The 14,543-nt window shown below is 72.9% G+C and carries 17 protein-coding genes; 7 read left to right on the top strand and 10 right to left on the bottom strand.

Annotated elements, in window-relative coordinates:
* Positions 1–77 precede the first annotated feature (77 nt).
* Positions 78–1,022: an anti-sigma factor family protein gene (locus AMK27_RS23955; RefSeq protein ID WP_073913159.1), complete on the bottom strand. Its 945-nt coding sequence runs from the start codon at positions 1,020–1,022 to the stop codon at positions 78–80.
* Positions 1,019–1,777: an RNA polymerase sigma factor SigE gene (sigE, locus tag AMK27_RS23950; protein ID WP_073912007.1), complete on the bottom strand. Its 759-nt coding sequence runs from the start codon at positions 1,775–1,777 to the stop codon at positions 1,019–1,021. The genes AMK27_RS23955 and sigE overlap by 4 nt, the downstream gene beginning before the upstream one ends.
* 141 nt (positions 1,778–1,918) lie before the next feature.
* Here sigE and AMK27_RS23945 point away from each other — a divergent pair, with 141 nt between their 5' ends.
* Positions 1,919–2,584 carry an O-methyltransferase gene (locus tag AMK27_RS23945; RefSeq protein WP_073912004.1) on the top strand — a complete coding sequence of 222 codons (666 nt, stop codon included), beginning with the start codon at positions 1,919–1,921 and terminating at the stop codon, positions 2,582–2,584.
* 160 nt (positions 2,585–2,744) lie between these two features.
* Here AMK27_RS23945 and AMK27_RS23940 read toward each other — a convergent pair whose 3' ends face one another.
* Complete coding sequence (locus tag AMK27_RS23940; RefSeq protein ID WP_009997451.1) at positions 2,745–2,912, bottom strand: DUF3117 domain-containing protein; 168 nt, start codon at positions 2,910–2,912, stop codon at positions 2,745–2,747.
* Positions 2,913–3,224: 312 nt separating this feature from the next.
* On the opposite strand from AMK27_RS23940, the gene AMK27_RS23935 reads away from it, so the two are divergent.
* A complete protein-coding gene (locus AMK27_RS23935) occupies positions 3,225–4,028 on the top strand; it encodes an enoyl-CoA hydratase/isomerase family protein (protein WP_073912002.1) in 804 nt (267 codons plus the stop codon).
* A 78-nt stretch (positions 4,029–4,106) separates the two neighbouring features.
* Here the strand turns inward: AMK27_RS23935 and AMK27_RS23930 are convergent, their stop codons facing one another.
* On the bottom strand, positions 4,107–4,694 hold the full coding sequence (locus AMK27_RS23930) for a DNA-3-methyladenine glycosylase I (RefSeq protein ID WP_073911999.1): 588 nt from the start codon (positions 4,692–4,694) through the stop codon (positions 4,107–4,109).
* Positions 4,691–5,017, bottom strand: a complete 327-nt coding sequence (locus AMK27_RS23925) for a hypothetical protein (protein ID WP_073911997.1) — start codon at positions 5,015–5,017, stop codon at positions 4,691–4,693. The genes AMK27_RS23930 and AMK27_RS23925 overlap by 4 nt, the downstream gene beginning before the upstream one ends.
* A gap of 103 nt (positions 5,018–5,120) precedes the next feature.
* Here AMK27_RS23925 and folP point away from each other — a divergent pair, with 103 nt between their 5' ends.
* On the top strand, positions 5,121–5,981 hold the full coding sequence (gene folP, locus AMK27_RS23920) for a dihydropteroate synthase (RefSeq protein WP_073911995.1): 861 nt from the start codon (positions 5,121–5,123) through the stop codon (positions 5,979–5,981).
* A 58-nt stretch (positions 5,982–6,039) separates the two neighbouring features.
* Here the strand turns inward: folP and AMK27_RS23915 are convergent, their stop codons facing one another.
* Together AMK27_RS23915 and dapE are read right to left on the bottom strand one after the other, a co-directional pair.
* Positions 6,040–6,789, bottom strand: a complete 750-nt coding sequence (locus AMK27_RS23915; protein ID WP_055603473.1) for an LOG family protein — start codon at positions 6,787–6,789, stop codon at positions 6,040–6,042.
* A gap of 107 nt (positions 6,790–6,896) precedes the next feature.
* Positions 6,897–7,991, bottom strand: coding sequence for a succinyl-diaminopimelate desuccinylase (gene dapE, locus AMK27_RS23910; protein WP_073911993.1), 1,095 nt, complete (start codon positions 7,989–7,991; stop codon positions 6,897–6,899).
* A 37-nt stretch (positions 7,992–8,028) separates the two neighbouring features.
* On the opposite strand from dapE, the gene AMK27_RS23905 reads away from it, so the two are divergent.
* Complete coding sequence (locus AMK27_RS23905) at positions 8,029–8,985, top strand: hypothetical protein (protein ID WP_073911991.1); 957 nt, start codon at positions 8,029–8,031, stop codon at positions 8,983–8,985.
* A 730-nt stretch (positions 8,986–9,715) separates the two neighbouring features.
* The gene (locus AMK27_RS23900; protein ID WP_073911989.1) at positions 9,716–10,177 is read left to right on the top strand and encodes an ATP-binding protein; all 462 of its coding nucleotides are present in this window, start codon (positions 9,716–9,718) and stop codon (positions 10,175–10,177) included.
* Positions 10,178–10,250: 73 nt separating this feature from the next.
* Here the strand turns inward: AMK27_RS23900 and AMK27_RS23895 are convergent, their stop codons facing one another.
* Entirely contained in the window at positions 10,251–11,345 is a 1,095-nt protein-coding gene (locus tag AMK27_RS23895; protein WP_073911987.1) for a bifunctional succinyldiaminopimelate transaminase/glutamate-prephenate aminotransferase, read from the bottom strand.
* 108 nt (positions 11,346–11,453) lie between these two features.
* Complete coding sequence (fdxA, locus tag AMK27_RS23890; RefSeq protein WP_015035968.1) at positions 11,454–11,774, bottom strand: ferredoxin; 321 nt, start codon at positions 11,772–11,774, stop codon at positions 11,454–11,456.
* A gap of 112 nt (positions 11,775–11,886) precedes the next feature.
* Here fdxA and AMK27_RS23885 point away from each other — a divergent pair, with 112 nt between their 5' ends.
* Together AMK27_RS23885 and AMK27_RS23880 are read left to right on the top strand one after the other, a co-directional pair.
* Positions 11,887–12,888 (top strand): GNAT family N-acetyltransferase, encoded by a 1,002-nt coding sequence (locus tag AMK27_RS23885; RefSeq protein WP_073911985.1) that lies wholly within the window; start codon positions 11,887–11,889, stop codon positions 12,886–12,888.
* A gap of 7 nt (positions 12,889–12,895) precedes the next feature.
* A complete protein-coding gene (locus AMK27_RS23880; protein ID WP_073911982.1) occupies positions 12,896–13,822 on the top strand; it encodes a transglutaminase family protein in 927 nt (308 codons plus the stop codon).
* Between the two features lie 124 nt (positions 13,823–13,946).
* Here AMK27_RS23880 and AMK27_RS23875 read toward each other — a convergent pair whose 3' ends face one another.
* Positions 13,947–14,417 carry a hypothetical protein gene (locus tag AMK27_RS23875; RefSeq protein WP_073911980.1) on the bottom strand — a complete coding sequence of 157 codons (471 nt, stop codon included), beginning with the start codon at positions 14,415–14,417 and terminating at the stop codon, positions 13,947–13,949.
* Positions 14,418–14,543: the final 126 nt, after the last annotated feature.

Here is a 14,543-nt window from a genome sequence, read left to right as displayed (position 1 = left end):
CTCTCCCCGCAACCCGCTGACCCGTCCGCGCCCCCTTGGGCGGGCGCCCCTGTCCCTGGATTCAACCAGGTCGCGGGTCAGCGGTGGGAGCCGAGCGGTGCTGCGGTCGGACCGGGCGCCGGAGCGGGTCCGGACCCGAAGGCCAGTCGGAGCGCCGGCCCCGTCGGCCGTATGAACGGCGAGAGGGCCAGGAACGACTGCGTGGCCGGGTCCCGGAGCCGTACCGCCACCAGCGGCATGGCAGGGGAGCGCACCGCGTCCGGCGGGACCGCGCCCGCCGGAACCGTGCCGGGACCGACCGGCGACACCGGCCCGTGCGGCAGCGCCGGCGGGGTCCCGGGAGTCAGCGGAGCCCCCGCTCCCACCTGCGAGCCGTCGACGGACTGGGCGCCGCGCTCACCGGAGCGGGTGCCCCGGGAGAGGGCCGTGCCGCCGCCCGGGCCCGCGGCGGTGGCGCGCAGCGGAGTGACCGCCGTGCCGCTGCCCTGACCGCCGCGGCCGCTCGCGTTCACCGAGGCCTCCAGCGGCAGGGTGCCGCCGAGGGCGATGGCCGCGAACGAGACGGCGCTGGCCGCCGCGAAGGCGAAGCGCCGGCCGCGCCAGGACGTCCCGCGGTCGCCGACCTCGTGGATGCGGAAGCCGGTCTGCGGGGCGGAGTGCCCGGGGTGCGGGGTGACGACGGCCGCCGTGGCGAAACCGTCGGACCGCACACCGCCCGCGCCGAGGAGTTCTTCGAGGGGGCCTCTCGGTCCGCCGGGGCCTCCCGGCTCACCGGGGCCCCCGGGTAGCCCCTGGAGCCGGGCGAGGAATCCCTCCGAGGGCGGCGGAGGAGCCGCCGAGGCGAAGACGCTCTTGAGAGTGCGCTGCGCGTCGGCCTCCGCCTTGCACCGGGCGCAGGTCGCGAGGTGGGCGAGGACCCGCTCGCGGGCGTCATGCCCGAGCTCGCCGTCGACGAGCGCGGCCAGCCGGTCCCCGAGGTGGTGCTCCGCGGGGGTCGGTGACGAGGGACGTGTGCCACTCACGCTGTCCCTGCCTCCCATCCGACGGAGGCAAGGGCACGCTCCGCCCGTGCCTCGGGCGAGCGGTGCTTGAGGGCCTTGCGCAGGTGGGAGCGACCGCGGTGGATGCGGCTGCGGACGGTGCCGAGCTTCACGCCGAGGGTCGCGGCGATCTCCTCGTACGACAGTCCTTCGATGTCGCAGAGGACGACCGCGGCGCGGAACTCGGGCGCGAGGGTGTCGAGGGCCTGCTGCACGTCGGCGTCGAAGTGGGTGTCGTTGAACACCTGCTGCGGCGAGGGCTCACGGCTGGGCAGCCGCTCGGCGGCGTCGTCCGCGAGCGCGTCGAAGCGGATGCGCTGCTTGCGGCGGACCATGTCGAGGAAGAGATTGGTGGTGATGCGGTGGAGCCAGCCCTCGAAGGTGCCCGGCGTGTACGTCGACAGCGAGCGGAAGACGCGGACGAAGACCTCCTGGGTCAGGTCCTCGGCGTCGTGCTGGTTGCCGGTCAGCCGGTAGGCGAGGCGGTATACCCGGCCGCTGTGCGTGCTGACGATCTCCTCCCAGGTGGGCGGAGTCCACGCCTGCGATTCCGCATCCGATGCGAAGGTCGCGGTGGTGGGAGCGGAGTCTGCGGTGCGGATTCGGTCAGCGGTGTCGGTCACGGATTTCGGCTCACCCGCCGACCTGAGAAGACGCCGAAGCACTCCTCCCCGATCCACAGGCGCAGCCGCACCTCCCCTGTCGGCTCTGGTGGTGTCCAGTGGAGCCCCTACCATAGCCACCTCGCCCGTTAGCTCCGGATAAGAATCTTTACGCGAATTTGGAACCGGGTCCCCCGGCTTCCTCCTACCGCGTCCTCCCCTGGTGAACGCCCGGTCCCATCTGCGGGTTCCCGCTGACAGCGGATACAGTCACCGTTGCGTCAACTACGGGGACAGGAGAGGGCCATTACCGCCAACCGGCAGACGAGCTGGTCGTTCGCCGACGCCTTCGTCGCCGAGGACGAAGCTCTGCGCTGGGCCCGTGAGCGGGCCCGGGAGGCAGGGCTGCCCTCGGTGTCGCCTGGCACCGGTGGGGCGCTGCGCCTGCTCGCGGCCACGGCGGACGCGAAGGCGGTGGCGGAGATCGGCACGGGCACCGGCGTGTCGGGCATCTACCTGCTGCTCGGCATGCGGCCCGACGGCGTCCTGACGACGGTGGACCTCCAGCCGGAGCGGCAGCAGCTCGCCAAGACGGCGTTCCGTGCGGCGGGCTTCGCGGGCAACCGGGCGCGGTTCATCCCCGGCCGGGCCCTGGACGTACTGCCCCGGCTCGCGGACGGCGGGTACGACCTCGTGTTCTGCGACGGCGACCGGCTCGAGTACCTGGACTACCTCGCTGAATCGTTGCGCCTGCTGCGACCTGGCGGGCTCGTCTGCTTCGAGGGCGTCTTCGCGGACGGCCGCACGGTCGACTCCGGGGCCCAGCCGGCCGAGGTCCAGCGGGTCCGCGAGCTGCTGCGCACGGTGCGGGAGAGCCAGGAGCTCATCCCGTCGCTGCTGCCGGTGGGCGACGGCCTACTGTGCGCGGTCCGCCGCGGCTGAGAAGCCCGACCCGGCCCCCGCCCCTTCCCCGACCCCTACGTCTCCTTGCCCCTGCCGCCATCCCCGGCCCCGGCCCCTTCTCCCTCTCCGCCCCCCGGACACACCACTGCCCCGGCACGGACGGACCGTGCCGGGGCAGTGCTCAGGATGCGAGGGAAGGTCAGCCGACGACCTTCTTCAGGGCGTCGCCCAGAGCCTCGGCCTCGTCGGGAGTCAGCTCGACGACAAGCCGACCGCCGCCTTCGAGCGGAACGCGCATGACGATGCCCCGCCCCTCCTTGGTCACCTCGAGCGGGCCGTCACCCGTCCGCGGCTTCATGGCCGCCATGCTTGTTCCCCTTCCTGAAACCAGCTCTTTGTCAGCCGGGCAGCTCCATGACCTGGAGCACGCGTCACCGGCTTCGAACACATTGCTTCCAGGTCATTATCCCGCATGGCAGGACCCGATGACCAACATCGAATGGCATCGCTTGCGCAACGCGCTCTCTCAAAACCCCACATTTCGGCGATCGGCCTGCGATACTTCGCCGCTCGGCGTCCGGCGGAGCCCTTCAAATCTTTGACGCAGCTCACATGGGCGGGGCGGGTGATCTCCGCCATGCTGTGCAGGTCAACCACGCAAAGAGGCGAAGGGAACCCCATGGCCGACACGGTGCTGTACGAGGTGAGCGACGGGCTCGCCACCATCACGCTCAACCGCCCCGAGGCCATGAACGCGATGAACGTGGCGGCGAAAGTCGCCCTCCGCGACGCGGCCGAGACGGCCTCTGCGGACCCCGCCGTACGGGCGGTGCTGCTCACCGCGGCGGGCGAGCGGGCGTTCTGCGTCGGCCAGGACCTGAAGGAACACGTGGGTCTGCTCATGTCGGACCACGAGAACGGCACCCGGGAGACCATGAACACGGTCCGGGACCACTACAACCCGATCACCAGGGCGCTCGCGGGCATGCGGAAGCCCGTCGTGGCGGGCGTGAACGGCGTCGCGGCGGGGGCCGGCTTCGGCTTCGCGCTCGCGGCGGACTACCGGGTGGTCGCGGACACCGCCTCGTTCAACACCTCGTTCGCCGGGGTCGCGTTGACCGCCGACTCGGGCATGTCCTGGACGCTCCCCCGGGTGATCGGCCCGAGCCGCGCCGCCGACCTGCTGCTCTTCCCGCGCTCGATCACCGCCCAGGAGGCGTACGAGCTGGGCATCGCGAACCGCGTGGTCCCGGCCGCCGACCTCGCCGCCGAGGCCGCGAAGGTGGCCCGCACGCTGGCGGAGGGCCCGACGGTGGCGTACGCGGCCCTGAAGGAGTCCCTCGCCTACGGCGCCGACCACTCCCTGTCCGAGGCCCTGGACAAGGAGGAGGAACTCCAGAACCGCGCGGGCGCCTCCGAGGACCACACGATCGCGGTCCGCGCCTTTATCGCCAAGGAGAAGCCGCGGTACCTGGGCCGCTGACGCACCCCGGAACCCGTCCGTACGAGGGGTGGGCGCGTCCCCAGGGCCCGCTCACGCCTCGTACGCGCATGCCTGGGGCTACCTTCCGCCCCGGGCCATGCACCCCTTCACGTGGTCGTCGACCAGCCCGCACGCCTGCATCAGGGCGTACGCCGTCGTCGGGCCGATGAAGCGGAGACCCCGCTTCTTCAGGGCCTTGGAGAGGGCCGTGGACTCGTCCGTGACCGCCGCGACGTCCGCGATCGTGCGCGGGACGGGGCGGTTCGCCGGATCGGGGGCGTACGACCAGATCAGCCCGTCCAGTTCGCCCGGTGCCCAGCCGGCCAGCAGCTTCGCGTTGGCCAGGGTCGCGTCGATCTTGGCCCGGTTGCGGATGATGCCCTCGTCGACGAGGAGCCGCTCGCGGTCCGCCTCGCCGAACTCGGCGACCTCGGCGATCCGGAAACCGGCGAACGCGGCCCGGAAGCCCTCGCGGCGGCGCAGGATCGTGATCCAGGACAGACCCGACTGGAAGGCCTCCAGGCAGAGCCGCTCGAACAGCGCGTCGTCGCCGTGGACCGGCCGGCCCCACTCCTCGTCGTGGTACGCCACGTAGTCCTCGGTCGACAGGCCCCACGGGCAGCGCAGCCGCCCGTCCGGGCCCGGCACCGCCTCGCCGGCCGTCACGCCCGCCCGTCCTCTTCGCCACCGGCGGCCGCCGGTCCGGCGAGCGCCTCCTCCAGCTCGGAGATCCGGGCGTCCCGCTCGGCCAGTTCGGCGCCGAGGCGGACCAGCACGTCGTCCACGTCCGCCATCCGGTAGCCGCGGACCGCGACGGGGAGGCGGAGCGCCTCGACGTCCGCGCGGTCGACCGGGCGGGTGGCCGGCAGCGGGTCGACGAGCTCCTCGGGCGCCACGTCGGGCAGCACCTCGCTGTCGCCGCCGCCGACCACGGCCAGGGTCACCGCGGCCACGACCACGACCATCGTGATGAGCAGAAACCAGAACACCTGCGTGCCTCTCCCCGGAGTGGAAAACGTCCCGTGCCGATCGTGCCATGCGCCACCGACGGCTAGGGTCGCAGGCGAACGGACACGAGGGAGGACAAAAGGGATGCTGCGCTTGGGACGGCGTGAATTCGGGCCGCACGAGCCGGTGATCATGGCGATCGTGAACCGGACCCCTGACTCCTTCTACGACCAGGGCGCCACCTTCCGGGACGAGCCGGCGCTCGCCCGCGTCGAGCAGGCCGTGGCCGAGGGGGCGGCGATCATCGACATCGGCGGGGTGAAGGCGGGCCCCGGCGAGGAGGTCACGGCCGAGGAGGAGGCGCGGCGCACGGTCGGTTTCGTCGCCGAGGTCCGCCGCCGCCATCCCGACGTCGTCATCAGCGTGGACACCTGGCGGGCGGACGTCGGCGCGGCGGTCTGCGAGGCCGGCGCCGATGTCCTGAACGACGCGTGGGGCGGGGTCGACCCCGGGCTCGCCGAGGTCGCCGCGAAGTACGGGGCGGGGCTCGTGTGCACGCACGCCGGCGGCGCGGAGCCGCGGACGCGGCCGCACCGCGTGGAGTACGAGGACGTGATGGCCGACATCCTGCGCGTCACCGTGGGGCTCGCGGAGCGGGCGGTCGCGCTCGGCGTCCGGCGGGAGGCGATCATGATCGACCCCGGTCACGACTTCGGGAAGAACACCCGGCACAGCCTGGAGGCGACCAGGCGGCTCGGGGAGATGGCGGAGACGGGCTGGCCGGTGCTCGTGTCGCTGTCCAACAAGGACTTCGTCGGCGAGACGCTCGACCGGCCGGTGAAGGAGCGGGTGCTCGGCACCCTGGCGACGACCGCCGTCTCCGCGTGGCTGGGGGCGCAGGTGTACCGGGTCCACGAGGTCGCCGAGACGCGGCAGGTGCTCGACATGGTGGCGTCCATCGCCGGGCACCGGGCGCCGGCCGTGGCGCGGCGCGGTCTGGCGTAGCGGGGAGCGCAGACGGGGCGGGGGCGGCGGAGGACCGTCGCCCCCGCCCCGCGGACCGCTACTTGCCCGTCTCCTTCGTCACCAGCGCCACCGCCTCGTCCACGTCGTCGGTGACGTGGAAGAGGAGGAGGTCCCGCTCGGAGGCCTTGCCGCCCGCGACGACCGAGTCGCGGAGCCAGTCCACCAGGCCCTTCCAGTACTCGGTGCCGAAGAGGACGATCGGGAAGCGGGTCACCTTGCGGGTCTGGACCAGGGTCAGCGCCTCGAAGAGCTCGTCGAGGGTGCCGAGGCCGCCAGGCAGGACGACGAACCCTTGGGCATACTTCACAAACATCGTTTTCCGCACAAAGAAGTAGCGGAAGTTCACGCCGATGTCGACGTGCGGGTTGAGCCCCTGCTCGAAGGGGAGCTCGATCCCGAGGCCCACCGAGACGCCCTTGGCCTCCCTGGCCCCCTTGTTGGCCGCCTCCATGGCGCCGGGGCCACCGCCCGTGATGACCGCGAAACCGGCCTCGACGAGCGCCCTGCCGATCCGCACACCCGCCTCGTACTCCGGCGAGTCCGGCTTCGTGCGGGCCGAGCCGAACACGCTGATCGCGCTCGGCAGTTCGGCGAGGGCGCCGAAGCCCTCGACGAACTCGGACTGGATGCGCATGACCCGCCAGGGGTCGGTGTGCACCCATTCCGAGTCGCCCTCGGTGTCGAGCAGCCGCTGGTCCGTGGTGCCCGGCTGGACCTGGTCCCTGCGCCTGAGCACCGGTCCGAGCCGCTGCTCCTCCGGCTTCGTCTCCCCTTCAGGGATACCCATGGCCTGCTCCCTCCGTCGATCCAACGATCTTCTGGTCCGGTCAGCGTAGGACCACAGAGGTGACGAAATGCGAAATTACGGGAGTCGGGACGAGGGAAGTCGGGCGGTCAGGCGGTCAGCCAGTCGCGGAGCCGCGCCTCGCAGTGGTGGATCCGGTCGACGGGCACGTGCTCGTCCCGCTTGTGGGCGTAGATGGGGTCGCCGGGGCCGTAGTTGACCGCGGGCACCCCGAGGGCGCTGAAGCGGGCCACGTCGGTCCAGCCGAACTTGGGCTGGGCGCTGCCGCCGACGGCCTTCATGAAGGCCTCCGCCGCCGGGTGGGAGAGGCCGGGCAGGGCGCCGGGGCTCTCGTCGTCGACCACGAGGTCGGCGATGTCGCAGTCGGCGAAGAACTCGCGGACGTACGCCAGCGCCTCGGCCGGCGAGCGGTCGGGGGCGTAGCGGTAGTTGACCGTGACCGTGCACGCGTCGGGGATGACGTTGGTGGCGACGCCGCCCTGGATCGCGACGGCGTTGAGGCCCTCGTGGTACTCCAGGCCGTCGATGACCGGCTTGCGCGGCTCGTACGCGGCGAGGCGGGCCAGGATCGGGGCGGCGGAGTGGATGGCGTTGGAGCCCATCCAGGAGCGCGCGGAGTGGGCCCGCTCGCCGGCGGTGTGCAGGATGACGCGCAGCGTGCCCTGGCAGCCGCCCTCGACCTGGGCGTCGGAGGGCTCCAGGAGGACGGCGAAGTCGCCCTCCAGCCAGTGGGGGTGCGCCTCGGCGATCTTCCCGAGGCCGTTGAGGTGGGCGGCGACCTCCTCGTTGTCGTAGAAGACGAACGTGAGGTCGCGGTTGGGCTCGGGGACGGTGGCGGCGATCCGCAGCTGGACGGCGACACCGGACTTCATGTCCGAGGTGCCGCAGCCCCACAGGATGCCGTCCTCGTCGAGCCGCGAGGGCACGTTGTCGGCGATCGGCACGGTGTCGATGTGGCCGGCGAGCACCACCCGCTCGCCGCGGCCGAGGTTCGTACGGGCCACGACGTTGTTCCCGTACCGGTCGACCGTGAGGTGCGGCAGGGCGCGCAGCGCCTGCTCGATGGCGTCCGCGAGCGGCTGCTCGGTCCCGCTGACGGACGGGAAGTCGACGAGGGCGGCGGTGAGCGCGGCCCCGTCCTGGGACAGGTCGAGGGGCGCGTCGGGCGGGGTGATGTCAGCCATGTGCCGACCCTAACGCGGCCTCCAGTACGGTGGGCCCGTGTCCGAGCCCACCCGCCCCCGCCGTCGCGGCCGCCTCGCCCGTTCCGCGGCCGCCTTCGCCGCGCTCGTCGGCCTCGCCTCGTACGTGGCCTTCCACCAGGTGACGGGGAGTACCGGTACGCCCCGGTGCAGTGTCGGCACCGGGGACAACCGGTACGAGTTCACCCCGGAGCAGGCGTCGAACGCCGCGATGATCTCCGCCGTGGGCACCACCCGGGGCCTGCCGGAGCGGGCGGTGACCATCGCCCTCGCCACGGCGCTCCAGGAGTCGGCGCTGCGGAACATCGAGCACGGCGACCGGGACTCGCTCGGCCTCTTCCAGCAGCGGCCCTCCATGGGCTGGGGCACGCCGGCGCAGATCATGGATCCCGTGTACGCGTCGGGGAAGTTCTACGACGGTCTCGAGAAGGTCCCGGGGTATTCGCGGCTGCCGCTGACGGTGGCGGCGCAGAAGGTGCAGAAGAGCGGCTTCCCGCAGGCGTACGCGAAGCACGAGCCGGACGCCACGCTCCTCTCGGCGGCGCTGACGGGCCGGTCCCCGGCCGCCCTCTCCTGTACGGCGAGCGATGCCGAGGGCCGTCCGGGCGATCCCGAGAAGGTGCGCGCGGAGCTGGTGCGCGCCTTCGGCGAGAAGGCGGCGCCGACGGCCGTGACGGGCGGGCCGAGCGCGGGCCGGTCGGCGGCCGAGCCGCCGGTGCTCGTGGTGCCGGTGCGGTCGGCGGCCGGGTCCCGGGACGCGTCCGCGGACGCGCGGCGCGGCTGGGAGCTGGCGCAGTGGGCCGTGGCGCGGGCGGAGACGCTGCGCATCACGGAGGTCGCGTACGGGGACCGGGTGTGGCGCGCGGGTGAGGCGCGGGGAGGCTGGTCGAAGGTCGCGGGGGCGTCGGAGTCCGTCGAGACCCTGGGCGCACCCGCCTCCGGGGCGGGATCCGTCCGGATGCGGCTCGCAAGGTAGCCGCCCGACCCCGGCCTCAGACCGTCCCGACCGGTCCGCGGACCGATCCCGTTCCGGGATCGGTCCGCGGACCGATCCCGGAACGCCCCCGGACCGATCTCGGCCGACCCTCAGACCGACCCCGGCCGCCCCCGGCCGGCCCTCGGACCGGCCCGGGACCGATCCTCGACCGCCCTCGGACCGACCCCAGACCGATCTCGACCGCCCCTCGGACCGATCCCGGGCCGGTCCCGGCCGGCCCCCGGGCCGACCGCGGGTCGATCTCGGACCGACCCCGGACCGATCCCGGCCGACCCCAGGCCGATCTCGGCCACCCCTCGGTCCAACCTCGGACCGATCCCGGGCTGATCTCGGACCGACCCCGCACCGATCCCGCACCGATCGCGGACCTGTCTCCCGCCGATCCCGTTCGATCCCGGCCGATCGGCTGCCGATCACCCGTACGGCGATTCACTCGCCCGTGGCATGACACCGGTGCGCGTCCGGGGAATTCGCGACCCTTCCGCGCCGTCTCCCGCGCACCGCGCCCCACCCGCTCAATTCCCTTGCGGCACAAGCGAAGTGACGGTTCGCCAGATGGCTGCGCAATGACGCGTTCGTCCGTTTTCCTCCCCACCCGACAATACGACGCATTGCCAATTCTTTACCTTCGACCGCCGCAACCCAACCCGCCCCGGGGCCGGTTGTCACTGCGTCCGAACAACACCTCGCACCTCGTCGAAGGAGCACCATGTCCCTCCCCCTGACCCGTCGGATCGCCCGCGCCGCCCTCCTCATCGCGGCCGGAGCAGCCCCCGTGGTCGGTGCGGCCGGCTCCGCGAGCGCCCTGGACCACAGCCTCGCGCCGACCGGCGCCCTCGGCGGCGTCACCGCCCTGGACGCCGCCGGTGCGGGCACCGCCGTCGACAGCGCCTCGCAGACCGCCACCGGCGTCGTCGGCGCCACCGGCAGCCAGGCCGTCGGCACGGCCGTCCCCGCCGCCGGCAAGACCGTCGGCGCGGCGGGCAAGACCGCCACCCCGGCCGCCCAGCAGGTCGCCGGCGAGACCGCCGGCAGCGCGGGCGAGGTCGTCGGCAAGACCGCCGGTGCCGCCACCGAGAGCGCGGAGGGCCCGACCGGCGGCGCCCTGGGCGGCGGCCTCGGCGGCCTGCCGACCGGCCAGACGCTCGGCGGCCTGCCCATCGGCGGCTGACCCGACCGGAACGGTCACGCGGAAGGGCCCGGGGAGCGGATGCTCCCCGGGCCCTTCCGTCTGCCGTGGGCGGTCAGCCGAGCCGCTTGACCGCCGCCTCGACCCGCTCGTCCGTCGCCGTGAACGCGACCCGCACGAACCGCGCCCCCGCCTCGCCGTAGAAGTCGCCCGGCGCCACGAGGATGCCCTTCTCCGCCAGGTACGCCACGGTCTCCCAGCACGGCTCGTCCCGGGTCGCCCACAGGTACAGGCTGGCCTCGCTGTGCTCGATCCGGAAGCCGTGCGCCTCCAGGGCCGCCCGCAGCGCCGCCCGGCGGGCCGCGTACCGCTCGCGCTGCTCGGCCACGTGCGCGTCGTCGCCGAGCGCCGCGACCGTCGCCGCCTGCACCGGCGCCGCCGTCATCATGCCGCCGTGCTTGCGGATCTGGAGCAGCTCGCCGAGCACGGCCGCGTCGCCCGCGGCGAACGCGGCCCGGTAGCCGGCCAGGTTGGAGCGCTTGGACAGCGAGTGGACGGCGACGATGCCCTCGTACGAACCGCCGCAGACGTCCGGGTGGAGCACGGAGACCGGGTCGGCCTCCCAGCCCAGCTCCAGGTAGCACTCGTCGGAGAAGACGAGGACACCGTGCTCGCGCGCCCAGGCCACGATCCGGGTCAGCTCGTCCTTGGAGAGGACCTTGCCGGTCGGGTTGGACGGGGAGTTGAGCCAGAGCAGCTTCAATCCGGCCGGGTCGAGCTCCGTCGGGTCGTCGTAGACCACGGCCTCCGCGCCGCAGAGCCGCGCGCCGACCTCGTACGTCGGGTAGGCGAGCCGGGGGTACGCCACCCGGTCGCCCGCGCCGAGGCCCAGCTGCGTCGGCAGCCAGGCCACCAGCTCCTTGGAGCCCACCACCGGCAGCACGTTCTCGTGGGCGAAGCCCACCGCGCCCAGCCGCCGCCCGCACCAGCCGGTCAGCGCGTCCCGCAGCTCCTTCGTCCCCCACACTGTCGGATAGCCCGGCGAGTCCGCCGCCGCGACCAGGGCCTCCTGGATCAGCGCGGGGACCGGGTCGACGGGCGTGCCGACCGAGAGGTCGACGATTCCGTCGGGGTGCGCCACGGCCGTCTTCTTGTACGGCTCCAGCTTGTCCCAGGGGAAGACGGGCAGGCGCGAAGAGACTGCGCTCACGGGTTGGCTCTCACTTCCTGTACGTGCGCGGGTGAGGCGTCGGGAAACGCCTCGGTCCCGTACGGCGGCCGACGCCGTACGGGACCGGATGCGACCTGAAGCGGTCGATCAGCCGTTCTGCGGCGGCAGGGCGGCGATGAAGGGGTGGTCGCGCTCGATCTCGCCGAGCTTGGAGGCACCACCGGGCGAACCGAGCTCGTCGAAGAACTCGACGTTCGCCTTGTAGTAGTCCTTCCACTCCTCCGGGGTGTCGTCCTCGTAGAAGATCGCCTCGACCGGGCAGACCGGCTCACAGGCCCCGCAGTCGACGCATTCGTCCGGGTGGATGTACAAGGACCGCTTGCCCTCGTAGATGCAGTCGACGGGGCACTCCTCGATGCACGCCTTGTCCTTCACGTCGACACAAGGCTGCGCGATGACGTAGGTCACGCTGTCGTTCCTCCTCGATAGGGCTGGTCTGCGCGGGAGCGCGGCGTCGTCGATGCCCGCACCTAGTATCTCCGTTCTCGGGGGCGATCCGAACAGGAGGGGCGGAGAACCTGTGGAATTCATCGGCGGAGGACGCCTTGAGGTCCGCATTACCAGCGCTGACGTGGGAAAACGTGTCTCCGTTCGGTACGTGACGGACTCAGCGGCGGCGGGTGAGAAGTTCACCGACGCGGTCGGAGTTCTCACATCATGGGACAAGTCTGTGCTGCTGATCACACGAAAGAGCGGCGAGAGCGTCCGGATCGCGGAATGCACCCTGGTCGCCGGGAAGACCGTGCCGGCCGCCCCGGCCCGCCGGCGCGGCCCCTCCGCCACCTTCCCCGAGCTGGCCCGCGCCACCGCGCGCGCGTGGCGGCCGGTCGAGAGCGAGATGCTCGGCGAGTGGACCCTGCGGGCCTCCGGCGGCTTCACCCGGCGGGCCAACTCGGTGCTCCCGCTCGGCGATCCCGGGCTGCCTATCGCCGACGCCCTGACGCACGTACGCGCGTGGTACGAGGCCAGGGAGCTCCCCGCGTACGTCCAGACCGCCACCGGCGCCGAAGGCACCCAGGAGCTGCTCTGCGCGGCCCTCGACCGGCACGGCTGGCGGCGCGAGGTCTCCGCCGAGGTGCGGATCGCGGCACTGGCCCCGATCGGCGACCTGGACGCCGACGTCTCCGCCGTACGCCTCTCCCGGACCGTCGACGAGTCGTGGCTCCGCCGCTATCAGCGCTCCGGCGAACCGGGCCCGGCTGTACGGTCGGTGCTGACGTCCGGCCCGAGTGTGTGGTTCGCATCCGTGGCGGGCACGGGACAGGTACCGGCGGCGATCGGACGGTGTGTGGTCGACGGACGCTGGGCCGGCTTCATGGCCGTGGAGGTCGACCCCGAGCAGCGGCGCCGGGGCCTGGCGACGTCCGTCATGACGGCGCTCGCCCGGCAGGCCCTCGACGAGGGCGCGTCGGCGGCCTGGCTCCAGGTGGAGGCCGACAACGACGGCGCCCGGGCGCTGTACGACGGGATGGGCTTCACGCCGCACCACCACTACCACCACTACCGATGGGCGGAGGCGTGACGGAGGCGTGACCGAGGACGTACCACCACCGGAGGACGGGCCGGAGAACGGACCGGAGGACGGAGCACCGCGGCGGGACGGGGCAGCGGGTGAGGACGCCCGCGAGAGCCCGGAGCCGCCGGACTGGCGGCGCGAGTTCGCGGAGGAGGCGCGGTCGGAGCGGCCCGACCTCGCCCGGCTCTGCCTGCTCATCGGGGCGGTGGCCGACCCCGCCGTCACCCGGCACGACCTGAACGAGGCCGAGATCGAACTCGACCGCCTCGCCGGGCTCGTCCCGTACGCCACACGGATCGTCGGCGACTGGACGACCGCCCTCGCCGACCTCCTCGGCACCCGGGAGGGCTTCGAGGGCGTGCCCGCCGACTACCAGCGGCTGGAGTCCTCGCTCCTGCACGAGGTGCTCAGGCGCCGCCGCGGCCTGCCCATCCTGCTCTCCGTGGTCTGGATGGAGGTCGCACGGCGGGCCGGGGCCCCCGTGTACGGGCTCGGGCTGCCCGGCCACTTCGTCGTGGGCTTCGGCGACCCCGCCGACCTGAACCTCGCCGACCCCTTCGCGGGCGGCCGCGCCATGACGGGCCCGGACGCCGAGCTCCTGGTGACGAGCGCGACGGGCGAGGCCCTCGACCGCTCGATGCTCCGGCCCGCCGAACCCGGCGCGATCGTGCTGCGGGTCCTCAACAACATCCGTGCCTGGGCGGCCCCCCGCCCCGAGCGCTCCGACGTGGCCCTGTGGGCGGTGGAGCTCTCCCTGCTCCTCCCCTCCCACCCGGCGAGACTCCGCTACGAGCGCGCCGAGCTGCTCGTCCAGCGCGGGGACTTCCTGACGGGGGCGGTGGAGATGGAGGCGTACGCGCAGGTCATGGACGCGGTCGACCCGGAGTCGGCGACGACGGTGCGACGCCGGGCGCAGGCGGCGCGGGCACGGCTGAACTAGCGCGGGGCCACGGCCCGGGTCGTCCGCACCCGCACGCACGCCCTTCCGACGCGGGGGGGGGTGGCAACGGCCCCGGTCCACCGCCCGCCAGGTGTCCCGGCGGGGCGGTGGACCGGCGGGCCGGTCAGACCTGCCAGTACTTGCGGATGTATCCGGTCAGCGTGGCGCTGGCGTGGGCGTGGTCCAGCAGGTTGACCTTGGCGCTCATCTGGCCACCGCCGGTCGAGTCCTCGAAGGTGCCCTCACCCCGCAGGATCTTGAACGTGCCGGACGGGTACACCATGGTGTCCGACGACAGCGGCGCGGAGAGCTCGTAGCTGATGAAGAGCTTGTCGCCGTCGCTCTCCGTCAGCGTCGCCGTCCCCTTGATGTCGTACCTGCCGGGGACGGTCGCGGTGCACGCAACCTCGTCCTGCGCCCACGCGGCTCCGTTGACCGGCGCCCCGCCGGCGGTGCCCGTCCCGACCACCTTGTAGCCGTTGCAGCCCACGGTGTCCGGGTGCGTGGTCGCGACCACTCCGAAGTTCACGCTGATGGTGACCGTGGGCGGGTTCTCGATAGCGAACGACGTACCGGTCGTCCCGCCGAAAATCATGGCCGATGCGGCTCCCGCGCCCGATATGCGCGCAGCCCAACGGCGGGCAGTTGCTGCCATGTCTTCCCCCGGATGTGATGCGGATTTCGTCCAATCAGGCCTGAGTGCAGGCCTGTTGCGGACAGT

Origin of the sequence: Streptomyces sp. CB02009, from assembly GCF_001905825.1 — a bacterium.
Classification (GTDB): Bacteria; Actinomycetota; Actinomycetes; order Streptomycetales; family Streptomycetaceae; genus Streptomyces.
This window is presented reverse-complemented; position numbering and strand designations above follow the sequence as displayed.